Consider the following 18,278-nt stretch of genomic DNA (forward strand, 5'->3'; position numbering starts at 1 on the left):
GTTTATGCTCTTACGCTTTTTTGTTTTTATTTCTCTGGGTTTAATTGACGAAGCTCTTGTTTAATTTCAGTTTTTGCTTTTGTCTTCTCATCAATCTCTTTAATTACACGTGCTGGAGTACCTGCTACAACTGTATATGGAGGTACATCTTCTGTCACAACAGCTCCTGCTGCTACAACTGCACCTTTACCTACTGTAACTCCCTCTAACACAACTACGTTAGCACCAATAACAACATCGTCTTCAACGATAACTGGTTTTGCTGAAGGTGGCTCAATAACACCTGCAAGTACTGCGCCTGCACCTACGTGACAGTTCTTACCAACAGTTGCACGTCCACCAAGTACCGCGTTCATGTCGATCATAGACCCTTCACCAATTACAGCACCGATATTAATTGTTGCATTCATCATAATAACAGCGTTGTCGCCGATTTCAACGTGGTCACGAATAATCGCACCTGGCTCAATACGAGCTTTAATACCTTTTAAATCAAGCATTGGAATTGCAGAATTACGACGGTCATTTTCAACAACGTAATCAACAATGTACTTGCTATTTTCATCTAGAATTGTCTTAATTTCAGACCATTCTCCAAATAATACACCAGACTTTTTATTTACAAATGCTTGTACCGTTTCAGGGAATGTTACTTCTTTTAAATCCCCTTTTATGTATACCTTTACAGGAGTTTTCTTTTCACTTTTTTGAATAAACGAAATAATTTCGTTAGCGTCCATCATTTTCATTCTTGTTGCCTCCTAAATCCATTTATAATGTTACTCTACCAAACGATAGAGCGAGTAGCAAGATAATAATCCTATTTTTCCATTTGAATTTCTTCTATAATTTCTAAAAATGCTTGTACTTGCTTCAATTGTCTAGCTGATTCACTCGTCAATAACCATGTTTCTCTCGTTAATTGGACAGGTGTTTTATACATATTTTCCTGTACTTCTTTTAAAACAGTAGAAGGTAAAAGAGCATAACCTATACCATTTAAAACGAGTTGTTTGCAAGTCTCAATTTGATCAACGACAATTGTTCTCTTAGGTGGATTAGAAAATAAACCATACCACCAATTTTGTATTTGTCCATAATAAGTCGAATCACTTTTAAATTGAATAAATGGTCTATTTGTTTCTTTTAACATCGAAATATCTTTTATTTCTTTATCCACTAAATAAAGTTCATCTTCAAATAATTGTTGCTTCTGGCCTTTATATTCTTGTGTTCCTCTCAATATAGCAACATGAACGTCTCCTTCATAAAATTGCTTTTGCACTTCACTACTCCAGCCAGTAAACAGCGATATTTTCACAGAAGGATATTTATGTACAAACCTCTTCAAAACAGGAGGAAGCCAATATTGACCAATAACTGATGCGACAGCTATTTTTAACGTCCCATGAGTTTCTGTTCTAAAAACAGCTAGCTCACTTTTAATATCCTCTTCCCTTTGTAGCATTTCTTTTGCGTAATTTGCGACTTTTTCCCCTTCAGGTGTAATTGTCAATCCTTTTTGCGAGCGAATAAAAAACTTCATTCCCCATTGTTTCTCCATAGATTGTAATCGTTGACTAAGCGCAGGTTGTGAAACAAATAAACGTTCCGCCGCTTTTCTCATATTTGATTCCTGTGCTAACACAACCATCATTTGAAAATCATCAATTTGCAACTTTCTCCCTCTTTCCTTAGCTTCCATACACCTTATCTCAATAAGCTTTTCATCCTTAATTTAACTACATACGCTTATATTTTTTATCTTTTTAAATATAATACATACACAACTGATATGCACGAAAAAAAAGTGACTTCTTCGGTTCTATGAAGTCACTTTTCTCACATTATCGATTATGTTGCCTTACTTTTTTATTCAACAATTTTAAAATCGCTCGACGCGTTAAAATCCCCTCAAAATACCCATCTTCATTAACAGCGCAAATAAATGGGTGATCAATAGTCATTTCTAATGCTTTTGCAAATGAATCTTCTAACTTAAGAACCGGAATATCTTTCTTCATTACTTGCTCTACTTTCATTTCGTCAAGTCTTTCAAACTCAATGCGTTCTAGCCCTAACATACCGTCTAAAATCATAGCAGTACTAATTAACCCATGCAATTTGTACATCGGGTCCAAAACAGGTATCGCCGAATATCCAGATTTCACAAGTACGAGTAAAGCATGCTCTAAACCATTCCCTATTTGGACGTGTGCTACTTTTTCTGATGAAATCATTAAATCTTTTACAAAAATTTGTTGAAACTCGTCTTTTGGAATACTAATCATATTACATCCCCCATTTTCCCTTTTTCCTGCTTATAATTACCGGCTCTATTCACATTTTATGACAGCGTTTTCACATTATTATTTTGTCCTTACATTCTTTCAGTAAAAAACAAAATTACACAGCTATTTTAGCATATAACACAAAAAAAAGACTACCATTCCGGTAGCGCTTAATACCCTTTATTTTTTAATCTGTAAAATAACCTTGTGATTTTTTTATATTGCATCACGTCAGTCTTTTTTAAACCATTCTCAATATCTGTAAGTTCCACAGCTAAAATTTCACTCGCATAATTTTGCTGAAATAAAATATCTAGTAACAAACTTTCCTCTTCTTCCGTTAAAACAAATTCCCTTTTCATATACCCCTCTCCTTATACTCGCATCGTTACCATTATTATATAAAATTTTCAGCCTATTTAATAGATGTAATATTCAGTTTTTAGTGGAGGGAATATATAAATTGTTTTTATTTCGTATATCGATTTGCATAACTAAACGCCGCATAAGCATCTGGCTTAATTTTTGCAGTTAATCCCATCGCTTGAATTTTCGCTGTCATATCTAGAATAAACTCTTTTGTTAAACCATCATTTCCGATATCTAAGTGAATCTCCATTATAAAACCAGCCCCATCTTGAGCATATGGATGCAATAAATCCCATATGGTTTGTATATGATTTGGAGTAAATAGGCATGCAATTTCTTGACTAAACTGCGTCTCTAAATATATTTTCTCGCGTAAAGTTGCTGGCTTATCTTTTACTGATTGATGGTGTAAACATCCCCAGGCTCCTTTTCCAACGCGATGAATATGAATTGCCGTAATAAACCTCGTATCCTTTTGATGTGCTTGTGAGTCTGTCCCAATGGATAAACGATATAAATTTCGCGGATCCTTTTCAATGAAATTACAAATACGGGTAAAGACCATATCAAAATTTAAATGTCTCTCTGAAACATTATAAAATTTATGTTCACCGGCCACATAGTCACGTCCTTTCAATTAGACAGACTTTTCGTATTCTCATTGTATGGGACAAAAACAAAAATTATAACTCCCTACCCTTTATTCGTTTCAATATTCCGAATTACATATTGGCAAACTTGGCACGTATAAATTACGTTTTGATTCGATTGAGCCGTTAGTACATGAATAATCTCAGCAGAATTGTGACAATTAGGACAAATCACAACTGGTAAACGTTCCATATAACACACCTCCTCACTATTTTCATCCTGCTATTTACAATTGGTGATGGATAATAAACAGTATAGGCCGAAGAAACCCTACTAATTACACTTTCACTTTATTACCATTGTAGGAAAAATGAAAAATCCTTATACATATATACTAAAAGTAATAGAACTAAAAAAGGTGTTGCCCTATGGCAACACCTTTTTTATATGTATCAAGAAATGATATCGTAAATCTCAATTGCAACCATGTCGATATTATCGAATTGATACACTTGAGGTTTTTCACCTTGTTGATACACTTCTAACTCATACATTTCACTTTTATCGAAAAATTTCACGCTACATTTGCGCTCACCGTTCACTTCAAAATAGCGTTGTGCTACTTCACCGCTTTCAGCTTGTTCTTGTAGACTAACAAGTCGAGTTAAAATTCCTTGGAGTAGAGACATGAAATCTCTCCTTTCTCTGATCTTCCTACCAATAGGTTTTACAGCTATACTCATTCTATCCGTCATAGCAGAAAAAATGTTCCACACTCTAGGATAAAGGTTATTGGCCAGAAACTCAACTAAAAATTTGTCGAAATACGAAGGAAAAAACAGAAAGAACATCTTTTCCCTTCTTTATTGCGATTTTTATACTGGAAGAATATAATAAAAAACAGTAAAAAGGAGGAATTGCAATGAAAAAAATTGAGGTTTACACACAACCTGATTGTCCGCCATGTGTTATTGTGAAAGAATTTTTAAAGCATAATAACGTTGTATACGAAGAATTTGACGTAAAAAAAGACGCCGCTGCTCGCAATCGTCTTTTATATGACTATGATTCTTATTCAACTCCGACGGTTGTAATTGATGGAGAAGTTGTTGCTGGTTTTCAAATTGAAAAATTACAACAACTTCTTAATATAGAATAGGAATAGGTAAAAACCTATTCCTATTTTTATCCCGCTATATTTTGGAAGTATGCATCTGAGTGTGGCAAGTTCATATTAAACGGAATATGCCCCTGATTAAAGTTTCACTTTATAATTGTTGTAACCTTTTTATTTCAGTTAAAAGTTCTTGGCTTTCATGATATCCAGCCAATTTCCATTTCCCTTGATCTCTTTGCAATGTTACAATTTGATATTGTCCACTTTTCGCCCGCTCATAAACATATAAAATTTTATGCTCTTCATCATATGACATTTTCGTTTCTGAATTAAAAGAAAATGGCGCTTCTTTTGCTGGAAGTAAATATTCACCACTTTGTTTATCACTTCTACTATTTTCATCTGTAAATACTTGAAGGAAATTCTCTGTAAAATATGGTGATAACGTTTCTATCATCTTATTCATCGGCAAGCGCTTCCCACGAATTGAAAATTGGCTTTCATAGCCTTTTTGTATCGTTACAAACACTTCTTTCCGATCGACTTTCACTTCCTCTTTTCCTAAAACAGTTGTAACACTATAACCAACTAGAAAGGCAACGCATACAAATAGAACTAACCATATTCCATATTTCCTCATTTTTTCACCTTCCTTTTAAGAAAACTTGTCTTTGTAGTATTCATTGTAACAATGATTATGCAAAGAAAGGGCTGGTTTCGTTCGTAAAATCTTTACAACGATAGACAGCATTTTCAGCACCATTTTCACTATTACCAATTTATGATAAAAACAAACAAAAAATGCACGAATCTCTTCGTGCATTAAAATAAAACATCTTCTTCATATAAATATTCATAGGATAAATCTATAAATAAAAAGTTTTCATCATCAATCGGGAAAGAGAATGTTCGTACCATCTCACCGGTTTCAATATCAGCATATAAATCTGAAAGTCTTGCCTTATTCTCAAAACGCATTTTCATAATATTCTCTAGAAAATACGGGCGCCAACTCCAGTTTTTCATGTAATACTCAGGCATCACAATCCATTCCCCATCTTTTTTCATAACGTTTCCTGATTGTTGGAAACCATCTTCGTTACAAATAAATATACGAAAACTACATTGTGATACACTTTGGCTAAATTGTAATAACCAATCATTTATATCTTCATTCTTTTTCTGTTTCGCTAAAACATCGCCAATTCGATCACGTAACATTTCTGTTAAATTATAAATCTTTTGTAGTTTTTTCTTCTCATGTTGAATAAATTGATGACACTCATTACCAAGTCGTTCTTTCAAAACGTTCGTTTCAATAAAATCAGGTAAGCATTCTTTCAAATAGTTCCCTTGATAGTACCTACCACCGTTTTTCCATGCATATTGTAATTGATAAAAAGCATCTATTTCTTCATATAACAATGTCGCACCAATTCTTCTAGCAAGTAATGATAAAGAATATAAAATATCTTGATAAGATTGTAAAAGTGCAGTTTGCCTTAAATTTGTTAAATCTACTTTTAAAATATCAGGTGCTAACACGCTAATACGTTCTAAATTACTTGTACCTGTTCCGACTTTATTAATCGAAATTTGAATACCATATGTACGATAATACATAAGCAAATGATTAAATTGCTCTATATCTTCTTTACATTCATGTTCTGTAATCTCTAAAACAATGTTTTTCAAATTTAAACCTTGTTTTTCATACATCAATAAAAGTTGAAGCAAACTTTCATCATCATCGTTCATTAATACGTTAGCATTCCGATGTATAAATAATAATAGTTTTTGATCACTTTCTAAATAACGATTTAAAGCTTTTTCTACTATAATGTTATCCGCTTCTAGTTGAAACTCACTTGGAATAGAGTCATCATGAAAGAAAGAAGCTAAACTTTGGATGCCCTCTTCTGTTTGAATACGCCCTACTACTTCATATCCAATTACAGTATGTTCATCAGCACTAAAAATTGCTTGATAATAAGGAAGGACTTTATCCAAGTTACTCATTACATCTAATGCATCTATCAACGTGCTTCCCTCCCTTTACTTTTCAAAAATTATAACATGATATTTACGGAAAAATAATAAAAAATCCCTTCAGTTTTCCTGAAGGGATTAGAGGGGTAAAATGCTAAGGGGAATTAGCAATTCTACTATGAAGAAAAAAGAGGTCTTAAATATAACGTATATATGACCTCTTGTAAACACTTTTCTTTCATATGTCACAATTCCGTCACATTTAACCGTGAAAAAATGAATGAAACATTCATTTTTTTATCCCTTTTAAAATGGATATTGATGTAAATGTTGTCCTCCATCCATTGTCATACAAGTTCCATTTATGTACGCAGCTTCATCTGAACATAAATAATAAGCTAGCCCTGCAATTTCTTCTGGCGTACCAAGTCTTCCAAGCGGAACACTTTGTATCGTACGCTTAGCCATTTCTTCTGAAATCCATAATTTATCAGCACCGCCCGTACGTTCAATTGGTCCTGGCGCAATAGCATTAACTCGGATTCCATATTTACGTCCCCACTCAACAGCGAGTGTCTTCGTCATTGCTAATACTCCAGCCTTCGCTGCAGCCGAATGAATAACTCCCGGACCTGCATCCCACGCATATGTTGCTACCATGTTAATGATATTTCCTTTTATACCTTTTTCAATCCAATATTTTCCGACAGCCTGACTACAGTAAAATGTACCGTTTAACACAATATTAATAACCGAATTCCAGCCGTTCACGGATAAATCTTCTGCTGGACAAATAAAGTTTCCAGCTGCATTATTTATTAAAATATCAATTCGTCCAAACTTCTCATCAATCTGTTCAATCATTTTCTGAATATCATCCGTATTTCTTACATCCATTTGTACCGGTAATATTTGTCCTGGAAATTGTTCAATTTCCAATTTTGTTTCCTCTAGTTTTTCCTTTGTACGTCCTGTAATAACAACTCGTGCCCCTTCTTTTGCAAAGCGAGTCGCCATTCCTTTTCCCATTCCGCTCGATCCACCTGTTATAATAACTACTTTTTCTTCCATATATATCCCCTCCCAAAAATGAATACACATTCATTTTATCATTTTATTTAATAGAAATCTTTATATTTTTAAACTTTTCTGATATTTTAACGTAAAGAGGTTTCTTTTTATTCGTTTTTTCGTTTTCTATACTACTTTTACATGATTTAAAATATATTAAAAAAAAACGAAAGGAGATTTGAGTAACCTGTAAATGTAACGAACACATATAATATAAACCAATTAGGTATTCTCATATTTTTATGAAGAAAATTACGAGAAGAGATTTTCTAAAAACTGGAATGCGTACGTGTCTATATTCAATTATAACGACTAGCGTCGGATACTATTACGCTAAATATATTGAGCCTCATCTACTCTCTTTTACAGAACATACATTGAAATCACAACTCATACCAAAAAGTTTTCATGGTATGAAGATTCTTCAATTTAGTGATTTACATCTCGGATACTATTTCTCTCTCCAACATTTATCTCAAATCGTTTCTAAAATTAATGCTGTAAAACCCGACATTGTTCTCTTTACTGGTGATCTCATTGATAATTATCAAACATATACTGACACTCCTTTCGTTGCATCCATTTTAAAAAATATACAAGCACCCTTCGGTAAATTTTCTATTTATGGTAACCATGATCACGGCGGATATGGAACGGAATACTACGAACACATCATGCGTGAATCTGGATTTGAACTGTTACTAAACAGTGAAAAGAGAATCCGTCTACTGGATAATAGTGAAATTTCAATTTTCGGTCTTGATGATATACTATTAGGCAAACCAAAAATAAAGGAGACACTACAGCGCGCTCGGAAAAACATTTATAACATTGTTCTTGTTCACGAACCAGATATTGCACCGCAAATTGCTACATATCCAGTTAACTTACAACTTTCTGGTCATAGCCATGGCGGACAAGTACAAATCCCTTTTTTAGGCGCTATTATTACCCCAGCACTTGCTAAAAACTATGTAGAAGGTTTCTATACGATCCAAGATTTAGCTCTCTATGTCAATCGAGGCCTCGGCAGAACACGTGTCCCATTCCGATTTATGGCAAAACCTGAAATAACAATTTTTACGCTCCAACATTCGTAATCATTCGCCTATTTTCTTACATATCCTTTCTTGTACGCGCTCATCCATGTTTCATTTACCATATGATAAAAGTGAGTCCAATAAAGGAGGTTTGTTCATGTATCCATATTATCAACCAATCCCAGTCCGTTCAGCACCTATTGGTCCAGTAGGCGACTCACGCTTCTTTCCGTTTTTTGGCGTCCCATTTCTAGCTGGTATTGCTGGTGGACTGCTTGGCGGAGCATTAGCTTTCGGTCCTAGACCGTATTACCCACCATATCCACCACCTTTCCCACCGCCGACACCTTATCCTTGTTATGGTGGACCTTGTCAACAACCATTCTATTATTAATGTACCGCAACAATTCTACTAATGTTATTTCCTTTCTTAACCGATTCATGATCCATTAACATGCTTATAATAAAAAGTATTCTCTCTACGCATCCTTTATAATAAGTAGAGAACAAAGTAAAAAACCTCTTAAAAAAGAGGTTTTTTACTTTGTTCTCATTATTCAGCATCTGTATTTTGATACGCCATCTTAAATAACTTCACTTGGCTATCAATTTCTTCTGTACTACTATTAATAACATAGTAATAGTCACCAGATTTATTCTGTTCACGTGTTTTCACATTATCAGCTAAAGTAAGCTGTAAAATCGCCTTAATTCGTGCCTTCATTTCAATATCTAATATCGGGAAAGAGATTTCTACACGTTTCTCCATATTTCGTGTCATCCAGTCAGCTGAAGATAAATATATTTTCTCTTCTCCATTATGATGGAAATAATAAATACGGCTATGTTCTAAATATCTCCCCACAACACTAACTACCCGAATATTTTCACTTACATTTGGAATGCCAGGTCGTAGGCAGCATGTTCCTCGAACGATGAGTTCTACCTTTACTCCAGCTTGTGATGCTTCATACATTTTTTTAATAAGTGGTTTATCAGTTAATGAATTCATTTTAGCAATGATATATCCATTTCCATATTGCCTATGATAACGAATTTCTTCATCTATTAACTCCATAAATTGCTCTCTTATATCAAATGGCGCAACCGATAAATGATGAAAATGTGGCTTTGTTGTATAACCACTCAAATAATTAAAGAAATTTGTTGCATCGACCCCAAAGTCTTTCCGTGATGTAATATAGCCAAAATCAGTATATAGCTTTGCGGTTGCATCATTGTAATTTCCGGTTCCAAGATGTACGAACCTTTCAATTTTTCCGTTTTTTCTTCTTACAACTAGCGTAATTTTACTATGTGTTTTCAAATGACTTACACCGTAAATAACATGACAACCCGCCTGTTCTAATTCTTTAGCCCAATGCACATTATTTTCTTCATCAAACCTTGCCTTTAATTCAACCAACACCGTCACTTGTTTCCCTTTTTCAGCCGCTACCTTTAGCGCCTGAATAATTGGAGAATCACCACTTACTCGATATAATGTTTGTTTGATCGCAAGTACATTCGGGTCGTCTGCCGCATCACGAACAAAATCAACTACTGGCTGAAACGATTCAAAAGGATGATGTAATAAAATATCATGTTCGATCGCCTTTTCAAATACATCTTCCTCATCACCTAAGTCTTGAGGAGGTTGCGGAATAAGAGCCGGATATACAAGATGTTCATATAAAGGCGCTAGTTTTTTATATAAAGAAAATAGACATGTTAAATCTAACGGTCCATCCATTATATACACATCTTCATCTTTTACTTCCAACACCTCATATAATAACGCTAATACTCTTTCATCAATGTGTTCTTTGCCGACTTCTAAACGTACAGCAGCTCCCCACTTACGCTTTTTTAATTCTTTTTCAATTACTTTTAATAAATCTCTCGCACCTTCTTCATGAATCGTTAAATCCGCATTGCGTGTAATACGGAAACGAGTAACAGATGATACTTTATATCCAGTGAATAATTTATGAGTAAAACCACTAATTACATCTTCTAATAAAATAAATTTATGCTTTTGCCCTTCACTCGGTAAAAATATGAAACGTTCAAGTAATGAAGGAACTTGTACAATTCCTAACTTCGTACGGTTTTCTTCCTCCACTTGTTTCTCATCATATAACAGAGTAGCTAAATTCAAACTTTTATTTAATAACATAGGAAATGGACGATACGCATCGATAGCTACAGGTGTTAAGACCGGGAAAATTTGCTCATCAAAATACTCTTCTATAAATTCTCTTTGTTCTTTCGTCAAATCATGGAATGTTAAACGCTCAATCCCCTCTAGCTCCAACGCTGGCAACACATAATTTTTAAACGTATCATATTGTACAGTCATTAATTCATGGGCCTTTATCGCAATTTTATTTAATTGCTTTTTTGGTGTTAAGCCAGCCTTATTTTCTGGTTGGTTAAACCCAGCGCTCACTTGATCCTTCAATCCTGCTACACGTACCATAAAGAATTCATCTAAATTGGAGCTAAAAATGCTAATAAACTTTAATCTTTCTAAGAGCGGATTCATTTCATCCTGTGCTTCTTGTAGTACACGTTCATTAAATGCTAACCAACTTAGTTCTCTATTGTTGTAATAAGCTGTATCATTTAAATTGACTATATTCCCCTTCAACATTTCCATCCTCTTCACACTTCCCTTGAAACTTTTTTACTATAATTTAGTTACTTTCATTTTAACAAATTACAATATTCCAAAGTGTTAATTTTTTGTAAAGACATCCGTACAACTTATTGTTTTGATTCAAAGAATAAGTTAATATTCGTTTTCAATACTCTTTCCAGCTGCTTTTTTTGTTTTTCAGCTTGCACTTTTTCCGCTAATGCCGATTGTTCACATACAATTTTAAATGTTAATCCTTCTTTACTTTCTGTTATAGATATCGATTCAACAAGCGATCTTTGTCTTATATTTAGAGCTGCTGAAAATTGTAAAACAGCCCCTAATAGGCGGATTTTTTTTTGTTCGTTTTTATCAAACCATCCTTCAAACGGAGACAGATGTTGTTTGAATAACATTTTTGATTTATAAGACGCAATAAGCGCTAATCTAACTCGCTCTTTATGCATCATACCATCAATTGTTTTATTTGCTAATAAATAAAACGTATGTAAGCGGCTCGCTTCTTCGTCTATATATTTGCCTATATTAAATACTTTCGCTGCTTGATGAAATACTTCCCAGTCTTTTATTGACATAGAAATCAGCTCTGTTTCTTCAAGCTGTTGACAAATTAATCTTCCATGTTTAATAAGCTGCATTACAAATTCCATGTCCATTTCATATTCATGTGATAATAAATACAAACTTTCTTCGACCACGTTCGGATAATATGAAATCCCCAAATCTTTTGTCAACTCTTCATAGAAAACACCTTCTCTTAATCCTTTTCTACTTAATACAAATGCTGGCGCCTCTATAACATTAACAAGCGTATGAAATACTTCGACTGCTGGAACAATTGTATCCGCTCGATCTTTTGCCAATCCTTCCAATTTTTGAAGTTCTATGAACGACAATCCTTCCAATTCTTCTTTCACATTTTTAATATCTTCTTTTTTCATCTTGTATAAATGTACTCCTGCTATAGGATAACAAATTAAATTTTGATGAATTTTCACTAAGTTCCTCGCACTACCACCAATTGCAATAAGGGGCAATTTCTTATCAATTAACCATGGTAATGTTCGAAATTGATATTCTAGGTACGTTTGAAGCTTTTCCATCTCTTCTTCAGTAGGTATATCCTCTTTAATAAATTGTTGCTTTAAAGAAAGTGCCCCAAAGGGAAAGCTATGATACTCTAAAATCTCTCTATTTCGAAAGTATGTAACTTCCGTACTTCCTCCACCAATATCTACTGTAATCCCTTCCGAGAACGAAGTTGAATTCATAACCGCTAAATAGCCGTAACGTGCTTCTTCATATTCTGATAATACTCTAAGAGTAAAGTCTGTTTGTCCTTCAACAAGTTTTTTAATTTCCTCTTGATTCTCAGCCTGCCTAATTGTTGCTGTTGCAACACAAAGTACATGGCGCAACTGATGGAATCGTGTACTTTCTTGAAATTGAAATAATGTTTGTAACAATACCTCTATTCCTTCTTCAATCAACATACCATCGACTAAGTAATTCCTTAACCTTGCAACCACTTTCGTATTTTCAATCTCTTTATAAAAACCTCCGTTTTGCTTTTCATAAATAACTAAACGCATTGTATTAGATCCAATATCTATAATGGCATATTGCTGTTTTAATATTTCTTTCAAACTTCTCACTCTTTCATTATCAAATTTCTAAAACACATTCTATTACTATTATACAAAATAGTTGTTTTTTGTAACAATATTGCTTTAATATTGAAAATATATACAATCACTTTTTGCATATAATAAAAATCGCTTTTACTTATGGTATAATAATGAAAAATTGAAAGGAGATTCAATATGAAACCTTCACAACCACAATCTCAATTACAAAACCAACATTCTATTAATCGACTAGCTCAATCTGTTTTCGTTGTGAATCGTCATGCTAAAGCTGCAACTAATCCGAAGTATTTATACTGGTTAAAAAAGACAGCTTTAGAACGCTTAATTACTGAAAAAAAAGCTATTAAAGAAGGATTACATTTCTCTAGAAATCCACGTTTTAGCCAACAACAATCTGATGTTCTTATACGTTTAGGTGATTACTTTTTCCATATTCCTCCTACAAAAGAAGATTTTCGAATCCTACCACATCTCGGTCATCTTGAATCCTCCTATCGAAATCCGAAAACAACCTTATCTTTAACAGTAGCAAAAAAAACACTTCAAGATTATATTGGTCCTGAAGCGCTAAAACAAGAAAAAAAATTAAGTGAACCTGTCCCATGGTATAGTCGTACCTATACAAAAAAATAAAACAGTTTGGCCAATTGTAGGCCAAACTGTTTTATTTTTTCTCTTCTTTAATTTTAATATTTGCTTGTTTATAAAAAGCTATTTTTTCTGTATTATAAGATTTCGTAAATTCATTAAACTTGTCTTTTTCTGATTCAATATCTTTATAAGACTGATTTACTACTTTTACTTTTTCACTAATATCTTTTAATTTTGTCCCTTTATCTTGTAGCATTGTATATAATTCTTTTTCTTGTTTTAACGATTTATTATAGCTATCATACATTTTGTTAAATGAATCATGTCGTTTCTCATATGTGCTTTTCACTTTATCCGCTTGATCTTTCAATTTCTTATCTTCAATTTTCTTCACATATTTATCTGCCGATTTCACTTCTTCTTGTGCCTTATTTAAAGATTCTTTTTCTTTTTTAAGCACTTTTTCTCGTTCATCTGTATTTTTCACTGCTTGGTTTAGTTTTTCCTTAACAGTTTGATTATTATCTTTTCCTTCTTGAACAATCTGGTTATATAATTCTTGTCCCTGTTTCTCTAAAGTTTCAAGTTTTTTTGCATCTTCAAACATTGTTTTTTCTTGCTTTGCAGCATTTTCAAATGCAACATATAATTCCTCTTCTGGTTTCGGCCCGAAACAACCCGCTAGTAAAGTCATTGATAATGCAGTTACAATTGCTAATTTACTATATTTCAACATCTTTTTCCTCCTACTTATATACGATCATCGTGTAAAAAGCTATGAAATTATATATCCTTCTATAAACTCCACACTCGCACCTTTTTCACGAAAATCATTCATATTGTTTATAATGCTTGTACAAATTGTATTACTTGAAATTACATTTTCCGTTTTTGGACTAGATAGCAGTTCCATATCCATCTTTTACTTGGCACTTTTTAAAACCTATTAATATTATGTATTACATAAAAGTACAACGGAATTCATCACAACCATAATAATTTGAAGAACAACAGTAATCATTCACCTGATAAAAGATGTTCGTTGTTCTCTCACGTCTATCATTCCCTTTCCCGCTTTCTATCAAATAATCTCTTTGTTCATTTTACACAGTATAAATGCTATCTTGCAACTATTCCCTAAAAAGGAAAAGTGTAGAGTATGCTTTCCTCTACACTTTTAAAGTGAAACACATTGTGCAAAATGCATTGACACATCCATCATAATTATATGCCTATTTCATATATTTTTAAAGACTTTTATTACAAAAAAAGTTCTTTTTGTAATAAAAGTCAAAAAAATGTTACAATCAAAAACTTCTTCATATCATATTTCTTTACATCAAAGTTTTACTTATTTTCTTACGAATTTCTATGCTGGTACAATTGATTTTGTGCCTTTCTTAACAATTCTTCAAACGTTTTTCCTTCTATTGGATAACTAGCAGCCCCAAATAATAGAGTCATACTTAACAAGCCATTTTCTATTTCACTTTCAATATTTTTCATTAATCGGTTTGTTATTGTCGATTTTTCATGTCCGTTATCGATCGCCACAATAACATACTTATTTTCATCCCACTTCGTAACGACATCGCCTTTACGAATTGTCTTTACAATCGTACTCTCCAATTTTTGTACTAACACCTCCAATTTTTTTTCTTGCACTGTTTCTTTTAATCCTTTCCATTCTTTCACAGAAAGAATGTACACTGTAATATTATGAGAATCCCGTTCTGATAAAGCAGCTACTTTCTCAAAAAAATCAACTACAAAATCATTACTTGCCATTCCCCCTACTTCCGTATCCATACGCCCACTCGCTCTTTTATCATACCAATGTCCAAAATAATAGCTGAGTATCATTTGCAATATATAAATAATAAAGACGGTATAAAATGATCGCGAATCCAGTTTTGTAATTACATCCTGAAGCGCAATCCATTCTGTAACTGCCACTGTATTCCCAAGTAATAATCCACTAATTTTCCCTTTATGTTTCATACTTCTCCTCCCTTCTATACCAATATATGTTTCTATAACAATTATGTTTTTCTACAAAATAAAAAATGTACATATTGAGTGTATATTTCCGCTTAAGCTTGTCTACCATTTCTATTCTATTTCATATATATACCATACATTATTTTAGAAATATGGTGACCTACATGCTACAAAAGAAGAATCTATCAGATATTATACGTTTACTATCAGGTTTTCTGTTGTAGCTAAAATTATTATTTAATTCTTTCGGAGTAAACTTCATTACATACAATCAAATTGACGCTATTGTAAATTTTGTTCCCTTTCTTTTCATTCCATCTTTAGTTATACAAATATGGAATGAAAAGAAAGGAATCGAACAAAAAAGGGACTCAAAAAGGAAAACCTGCACTAAAAAAGGAACCTTTCATACAGGTTCCTTTTTATCATTGTCGCACCACAACTTCATTTGTTTGCAGCGGACCATATGATACTCCGTTATATTGAAATGTATATGTAGCCTGAAATAGTGTGTTTTTGAGTTCTTTATCTTTATTTGCTTTTATTTTACAAATTAATTCTACCTTCTCATTTGGTAATAAATTATCGATTCTCCACCTTACAAGCTGGAACAGAAACTCGCTCATTCCCTTATCCGCCTTTAATGAATTTGGAATATATGCAAAATAATCTCGAATCATATGACTTACTACAACTCGTGAAATCATTTTCATTCCTTTATTTTCAACTTCAATTCGAATAATAAGTATGTCGTTTACATCATAGGTCAGTTCATATGAAAATTTTTCTTTATACATACTACGGATTTGTAATGTAACTGCTACGTTAGGACATTCGTTTTCCTTTTTTGAGCCATCAATCCATAATACCGGTTGTAGCGGTATTGAACGCCTTCCTTGATCCGGAATTCGTTTCCATATTTTCATAATAATATTCACCCCATTTCAGATGCATCATATCCATACGACCTTATTCTGCCTCTCTACACAATATTAATAAAGCTCGTTACAAACTATATATAGTTATTACTCTTCCTTTTATCCTATTCGACAAAGTAAAGAAAAAACCATTTTTCATCTGTTAACAGCAGGTATTCTTACTGAAATATTTTTTTACAATTTCCTTCATTGACTTTTTACCAATACTAAGTATTACTCACTCTTTCGCTGTCCATACAACAGAATATTTTGACGGAAGAAAAAGTTTGCCTTTTAGTCAAATTTGACTATAATATTCTTTATGGCTTTGTCAGTGCACTTGTGTAAATTGATTTTTAAAAATATATTTATAATTTTTATACGCTGCACTCAAAACTTAATATAGTTTACTTATTATTAAAGGAGGGTTATCTTTGGAATCACAATTATCAAAAAAAGACTCCAGCAAGACAAAATTTGTTGTTGCGGGTTTACTACTTGGTATTTTAATGGCGGCAATGGATAATACAATCGTTGCAACAGCAATGGCAACAATCGTTGGAGACCTAGGAGGATTTGACAAGTTCGTTTGGGTCACGTCTGCATATATGGTTGCAACAATGGCAGGAATGCCTATCTTCGGAAAACTTTCTGATATGTACGGACGGAAACGCTTTTATATTGGTGGCCTTATTCTTTTCTTGTTCGGTTCTGCACTTTGCGGAACAGCATCTAGTATTGAGCAACTAAGTATTTATAGAGCAATTCAAGGAATTGGTGGCGGCGCTCTTATGCCTATCGCCTTCACTATTATGTACGACATATTCCCACCAGAAAAGCGCGGAAAAATGACAGGGCTATTCGGTGCTGTTTTCGGGACATCTAGTGTATTCGGCCCTTTATTAGGTGCTTATATTACAGACTATATAAGTTGGCACTGGGTCTTCTATATTAATATTCCATTAGGACTTATCTCCTTCTTCTTCATTACGAAATATTACAGTGAATCTCTAGAATTTAGAAAACAAAAAATTGATTGGGCTGGCGCTATTACACTTGTTGTTAGTATCGTTTGCTTAATGTTCGCCTTAGAACTTGGTGGTAAAGAATACGCATGGAATTCCACTGTGATTATCGGCTTATTTACAACAGTTGTTATTATGCTTATTATTTTCTTCTTCGTAGAACGAAAAGCAACCGAACCTATCATTTCTTTCCATCTATTTAAAAAACCTTTATTCGCAGCTAGCCAAGGTGTTGCCTTTTTCTATGGTGCCGCTTTTATCATCTGTACAGTTTATATCCCAATCTTCGTTCAAGGTGTTCTCGGCGGTTCAGCCTCAAATGCTGGATTAATTTTAACACCTATGATGGTTGGCTCTGTAATTGGAAGTCAAACAGGTGGACAGTTAGCTTCTCGAACAAGTTATCGTAACATTATGATGGCATCTGGCTTTTTCTTCGTTCTTGGTATTTATTTACTAAGCACTTTAACAATGGACACACCACGCCTACTCGTAACACTATTTATGGTTCTCGCTGGACTTGGTGTTGGTTTCTCTTTCTCAGTTTTAAGTATGTCTTCGATTCACAAATTAGAAATGAGAGACCGTGGTTCTGCTACATCAACAAACTCATTTTTCCGTTCACTCGGTATGACTCTTGGTGTAACGATTTTCGGTACAATTCAAAATCACATTTTTACAGATAAACTAAACACTCTCTTCCCTCCTGAACTAGCAAAATTAGCTCCAAAGGGTGGAGACACAAGTTTCTTATTATCACCAGGTGCTACCGATAAAATACCAGCTGAAATATTAACTGGTATTAAAGAAGCTCTAGCTACATCTATTGCCAGTACATTCTTCTGGGCACTGATTCCAGCTGTACTAAGTATTATTTGCATTTTACTTATGGGAAATGAGCGTCTTTTTACAGGACCAAAAACGAAACAAAAACAAAAGCAAGTAAGCTAATATATAGAAAAGAA

At 33.4% G+C, this 18,278-nt stretch carries 20 protein-coding genes and 1 pseudogene; 6 read left to right on the forward strand and 15 right to left on the reverse strand.

Annotated elements, in window-relative coordinates:
* Window positions 1–26: 26 nt before the first annotated feature.
* The 7 genes from dapD to EKQ63_RS21195 all read right to left on the reverse strand — a co-directional run bounded on the left by dapD (window position 27) and on the right by EKQ63_RS21195 (window position 3,940).
* A complete protein-coding gene (gene dapD, locus EKQ63_RS21170) occupies window positions 27–749 on the reverse strand; it encodes a 2,3,4,5-tetrahydropyridine-2,6-dicarboxylate N-acetyltransferase (RefSeq protein WP_000783248.1) in 723 nt (240 codons plus the stop codon).
* 71 nt (window positions 750–820) lie between these two features.
* On the reverse strand, window positions 821–1,705 hold the full coding sequence (locus EKQ63_RS21175; RefSeq protein WP_087954442.1) for a transcriptional regulator CcpC: 885 nt from the start codon (window positions 1,703–1,705) through the stop codon (window positions 821–823).
* Window positions 1,706–1,847: 142 nt separating this feature from the next.
* Window positions 1,848–2,291 carry a cyclic-di-AMP-binding protein CbpB gene (cbpB, locus tag EKQ63_RS21180; RefSeq protein WP_000623566.1) on the reverse strand — a complete coding sequence of 148 codons (444 nt, stop codon included), beginning with the start codon at window positions 2,289–2,291 and terminating at the stop codon, window positions 1,848–1,850.
* 170 nt (window positions 2,292–2,461) lie between these two features.
* Window positions 2,462–2,653 (reverse strand): antirepressor AbbA, encoded by a 192-nt coding sequence (gene abbA / locus EKQ63_RS21185; protein ID WP_000817794.1) that lies wholly within the window; start codon window positions 2,651–2,653, stop codon window positions 2,462–2,464.
* A gap of 107 nt (window positions 2,654–2,760) precedes the next feature.
* Window positions 2,761–3,279, reverse strand: coding sequence for a ribonuclease H-like YkuK family protein (locus tag EKQ63_RS21190; protein WP_000896650.1), 519 nt, complete (start codon window positions 3,277–3,279; stop codon window positions 2,761–2,763).
* Window positions 3,280–3,353: 74 nt separating this feature from the next.
* The gene (locus tag EKQ63_RS29965) at window positions 3,354–3,503 is read right to left on the reverse strand and encodes a hypothetical protein (protein ID WP_000440538.1); all 150 of its coding nucleotides are present in this window, start codon (window positions 3,501–3,503) and stop codon (window positions 3,354–3,356) included.
* 200 nt (window positions 3,504–3,703) lie between these two features.
* Window positions 3,704–3,940, reverse strand: coding sequence for a YkuJ family protein (locus tag EKQ63_RS21195; RefSeq protein WP_000055151.1), 237 nt, complete (start codon window positions 3,938–3,940; stop codon window positions 3,704–3,706).
* 233 nt (window positions 3,941–4,173) lie between these two features.
* Between EKQ63_RS21195 and EKQ63_RS21200 the strand changes: the two genes are divergently transcribed.
* Window positions 4,174–4,410 carry a glutaredoxin family protein gene (locus tag EKQ63_RS21200; RefSeq protein WP_000717880.1) on the forward strand — a complete coding sequence of 79 codons (237 nt, stop codon included), beginning with the start codon at window positions 4,174–4,176 and terminating at the stop codon, window positions 4,408–4,410.
* 109 nt (window positions 4,411–4,519) lie between these two features.
* Here EKQ63_RS21200 and EKQ63_RS21205 read toward each other — a convergent pair whose 3' ends face one another.
* The 3 genes from EKQ63_RS21205 to fadH form a co-directional block, all read right to left on the reverse strand.
* A complete protein-coding gene (locus EKQ63_RS21205) occupies window positions 4,520–5,008 on the reverse strand; it encodes a DUF3993 domain-containing protein (RefSeq protein ID WP_001233820.1) in 489 nt (162 codons plus the stop codon).
* Window positions 5,009–5,190: 182 nt separating this feature from the next.
* Window positions 5,191–6,408: an EAL domain-containing protein gene (locus EKQ63_RS21210; RefSeq protein WP_000564304.1), complete on the reverse strand. Its 1,218-nt coding sequence runs from the start codon at window positions 6,406–6,408 to the stop codon at window positions 5,191–5,193.
* 255 nt (window positions 6,409–6,663) lie between these two features.
* Window positions 6,664–7,428: a 2,4-dienoyl-CoA reductase gene (fadH, locus tag EKQ63_RS21215; RefSeq protein WP_143881481.1), complete on the reverse strand. Its 765-nt coding sequence runs from the start codon at window positions 7,426–7,428 to the stop codon at window positions 6,664–6,666.
* 242 nt (window positions 7,429–7,670) lie between these two features.
* On the opposite strand from fadH, the gene EKQ63_RS21220 reads away from it, so the two are divergent.
* The gene (locus EKQ63_RS21220) at window positions 7,671–8,528 is read left to right on the forward strand and encodes a metallophosphoesterase (RefSeq protein WP_087954440.1); all 858 of its coding nucleotides are present in this window, start codon (window positions 7,671–7,673) and stop codon (window positions 8,526–8,528) included.
* A 97-nt stretch (window positions 8,529–8,625) separates the two neighbouring features.
* A complete protein-coding gene (locus tag EKQ63_RS21225) occupies window positions 8,626–8,862 on the forward strand; it encodes a hypothetical protein (RefSeq protein WP_000283744.1) in 237 nt (78 codons plus the stop codon).
* 159 nt (window positions 8,863–9,021) lie between these two features.
* Here EKQ63_RS21225 and EKQ63_RS21230 read toward each other — a convergent pair whose 3' ends face one another.
* The gene (locus tag EKQ63_RS21230) at window positions 9,022–11,130 is read right to left on the reverse strand and encodes a polyphosphate kinase (protein WP_087954439.1); all 2,109 of its coding nucleotides are present in this window, start codon (window positions 11,128–11,130) and stop codon (window positions 9,022–9,024) included.
* A 107-nt stretch (window positions 11,131–11,237) separates the two neighbouring features.
* Window positions 11,238–12,776, reverse strand: a complete 1,539-nt coding sequence (gene ppx, locus EKQ63_RS21235) for an exopolyphosphatase (protein ID WP_087954438.1) — start codon at window positions 12,774–12,776, stop codon at window positions 11,238–11,240.
* 177 nt (window positions 12,777–12,953) lie between these two features.
* On the opposite strand from ppx, the gene EKQ63_RS21240 reads away from it, so the two are divergent.
* Window positions 12,954–13,412 (forward strand): YkyB family protein, encoded by a 459-nt coding sequence (locus EKQ63_RS21240; RefSeq protein ID WP_000804871.1) that lies wholly within the window; start codon window positions 12,954–12,956, stop codon window positions 13,410–13,412.
* A gap of 31 nt (window positions 13,413–13,443) precedes the next feature.
* Here the strand turns inward: EKQ63_RS21240 and EKQ63_RS21245 are convergent, their stop codons facing one another.
* Both EKQ63_RS21245 and EKQ63_RS21250 read right to left on the reverse strand, forming a co-directional pair.
* Complete coding sequence (locus tag EKQ63_RS21245) at window positions 13,444–14,106, reverse strand: YkyA family protein (protein ID WP_087954437.1); 663 nt, start codon at window positions 14,104–14,106, stop codon at window positions 13,444–13,446.
* Between the two features lie 623 nt (window positions 14,107–14,729).
* Window positions 14,730–15,371, reverse strand: a complete 642-nt coding sequence (locus tag EKQ63_RS21250) for a diguanylate cyclase domain-containing protein (protein ID WP_000680842.1) — start codon at window positions 15,369–15,371, stop codon at window positions 14,730–14,732.
* Window positions 15,372–15,535: 164 nt separating this feature from the next.
* On the opposite strand from EKQ63_RS21250, the pseudogene EKQ63_RS21255 reads away from it, so the two are divergent.
* Window positions 15,536–15,765: pseudogene (locus tag EKQ63_RS21255) on the forward strand (hypothetical protein).
* A gap of 31 nt (window positions 15,766–15,796) precedes the next feature.
* Here the strand turns inward: EKQ63_RS21255 and EKQ63_RS21260 are convergent.
* On the reverse strand, window positions 15,797–16,297 hold the full coding sequence (locus EKQ63_RS21260; protein ID WP_087954435.1) for a hypothetical protein: 501 nt from the start codon (window positions 16,295–16,297) through the stop codon (window positions 15,797–15,799).
* A 425-nt stretch (window positions 16,298–16,722) separates the two neighbouring features.
* Between EKQ63_RS21260 and EKQ63_RS21265 the strand changes: the two genes are divergently transcribed.
* Window positions 16,723–18,264, forward strand: coding sequence for an MDR family MFS transporter (locus EKQ63_RS21265; protein WP_087954434.1), 1,542 nt, complete (start codon window positions 16,723–16,725; stop codon window positions 18,262–18,264).
* The last annotated feature ends 14 nt before the right edge of the window (window positions 18,265–18,278 follow it).

Origin of the sequence: Bacillus sp. BD59S (assembly GCF_007363175.1) — a bacterium.
Lineage (GTDB): Bacteria > Bacillota > Bacilli > Bacillales > Bacillaceae_G > Bacillus_A > Bacillus_A pacificus.

What these genes read in the sequence shown, in the direction of transcription:
- dapD (WP_000783248.1), bottom strand. Translation starts at nt 749, where the DNA reads ATGAAAATGATGGACGCTAACGAAATTATTTCGTTTATTCAAAAAAGT.
- EKQ63_RS21175 (WP_087954442.1), bottom strand. Translation starts at nt 1,705, where the DNA reads ATGGAAGCTAAGGAAAGAGGGAGAAAGTTGCAAATTGATGATTTTCAA.
- cbpB (WP_000623566.1), bottom strand. Translation starts at nt 2,291, where the DNA reads ATGATTAGTATTCCAAAAGACGAGTTTCAACAAATTTTTGTAAAAGAT.
- abbA (WP_000817794.1), bottom strand. Translation starts at nt 2,653, where the DNA reads ATGAAAAGGGAATTTGTTTTAACGGAAGAAGAGGAAAGTTTGTTACTA.
- EKQ63_RS29965 (WP_000440538.1), bottom strand. Translation starts at nt 3,503, where the DNA reads ATGGAACGTTTACCAGTTGTGATTTGTCCTAATTGTCACAATTCTGCT.
- EKQ63_RS21195 (WP_000055151.1), bottom strand. Translation starts at nt 3,940, where the DNA reads ATGTCTCTACTCCAAGGAATTTTAACTCGACTTGTTAGTCTACAAGAA.
- EKQ63_RS21200 (WP_000717880.1), top strand. Translation starts at nt 4,174, where the DNA reads ATGAAAAAAATTGAGGTTTACACACAACCTGATTGTCCGCCATGTGTT.
- EKQ63_RS21205 (WP_001233820.1), bottom strand. Translation starts at nt 5,008, where the DNA reads ATGAGGAAATATGGAATATGGTTAGTTCTATTTGTATGCGTTGCCTTT.
- fadH (WP_143881481.1), bottom strand. Translation starts at nt 7,428, where the DNA reads ATGGAAGAAAAAGTAGTTATTATAACAGGTGGATCGAGCGGAATGGGA.
- EKQ63_RS21220 (WP_087954440.1), top strand. Translation starts at nt 7,671, where the DNA reads ATGAAGAAAATTACGAGAAGAGATTTTCTAAAAACTGGAATGCGTACG.
- EKQ63_RS21225 (WP_000283744.1), top strand. Translation starts at nt 8,626, where the DNA reads ATGTATCCATATTATCAACCAATCCCAGTCCGTTCAGCACCTATTGGT.
- EKQ63_RS21230 (WP_087954439.1), bottom strand. Translation starts at nt 11,130, where the DNA reads ATGGAAATGTTGAAGGGGAATATAGTCAATTTAAATGATACAGCTTAT.
- EKQ63_RS21240 (WP_000804871.1), top strand. Translation starts at nt 12,954, where the DNA reads ATGAAACCTTCACAACCACAATCTCAATTACAAAACCAACATTCTATT.
- EKQ63_RS21245 (WP_087954437.1), bottom strand. Translation starts at nt 14,106, where the DNA reads ATGTTGAAATATAGTAAATTAGCAATTGTAACTGCATTATCAATGACT.
- EKQ63_RS21250 (WP_000680842.1), bottom strand. Translation starts at nt 15,371, where the DNA reads ATGAAACATAAAGGGAAAATTAGTGGATTATTACTTGGGAATACAGTG.
- EKQ63_RS21260 (WP_087954435.1), bottom strand. Translation starts at nt 16,297, where the DNA reads ATGAAAATATGGAAACGAATTCCGGATCAAGGAAGGCGTTCAATACCG.